The 854-nt window shown below is 53.9% G+C and carries 1 protein-coding gene; it reads left to right on the top strand.

Features of this window, described 5'->3' with window-relative positions; genetic code table 11:
• A partial coding sequence (locus D8M21_RS11220; RefSeq protein WP_148110452.1) for a methionine--tRNA ligase occupies positions 1-854 on the top strand: 854 nt, incomplete at both ends.

An 854-nucleotide genomic window follows, 5' to 3' on the forward strand; every position in this document is an offset into this window, starting at 1 on the left:
CCGATGTATTCGCGCGCTTTCAGCGAATGCGTGGCAACAATGTCCTGATGGTTTCAGGCACTGATGAACACGGCACTCCGCTGTTGGTGCAAGCTGATAAAGAAGGCGTCTCCGGGCGTGAGTTGGCTGACCGCGATAACCGGCAGATAGGCGAAGAGTGGCGTGGTCTGGGCCTGTCCTATGACTGGTTTACCCGTACAGTTACCCGGACTCACTATGCGACGGTGCAGGAACTATTTAAAGGTTTATATAACAACGGCTACATGGTGAAGGAAACCACCATGGGGGCGGTTTCGCCGTCGACGGGACGTACTTTGCCGGACCGTTATATTGAAGGAACCTGTCCGATTTGCAACGCCGATGGTGCTCGCGGCGACCAGTGTGATAACTGCGGTAACCAACTCGATCCCGCTGATTTGATTGATCCTGTTTCTAAGATCAACGGCGAAACCCCGGTTTTCCGCGAGACCGAACACTTCTTGTTGGACCTGCCGGCGCTTGCCGACGCATTGCGTACCTGGCTATCAACCCGAGAAGGCTGGCGCCCGAACGTGCTGAAGTTTTCGCAGAATCTGCTGGCGTATATGCTCCCGCGTGCAATGACCCACGATATTGACTGGGGCGTTCCTGTACCGATTGAGGGCTGGAAAAACAACAACGCGAAAAAGCTCTACGTGTGGTTTGATGCTGTGATCGGCTACTTGTCTGCCTCGTTTGAGTGGGCACAGCGCACCGGCGATCAGGACGCGTGGAAGCAGTTCTGGTTGTATCCGGAAACCAATTCCTATTATTTCCAAGGCAAGGACAATATCACTTTCCACTCACACTTTTGCCCAGCGCAGCTGCTCTCTTAT

This window comes from Kocuria sp. HSID16901, assembly GCF_003989425.1.
GTDB lineage: Bacteria > Actinomycetota > Actinomycetes > Actinomycetales > Micrococcaceae > Rothia > Rothia massiliensis.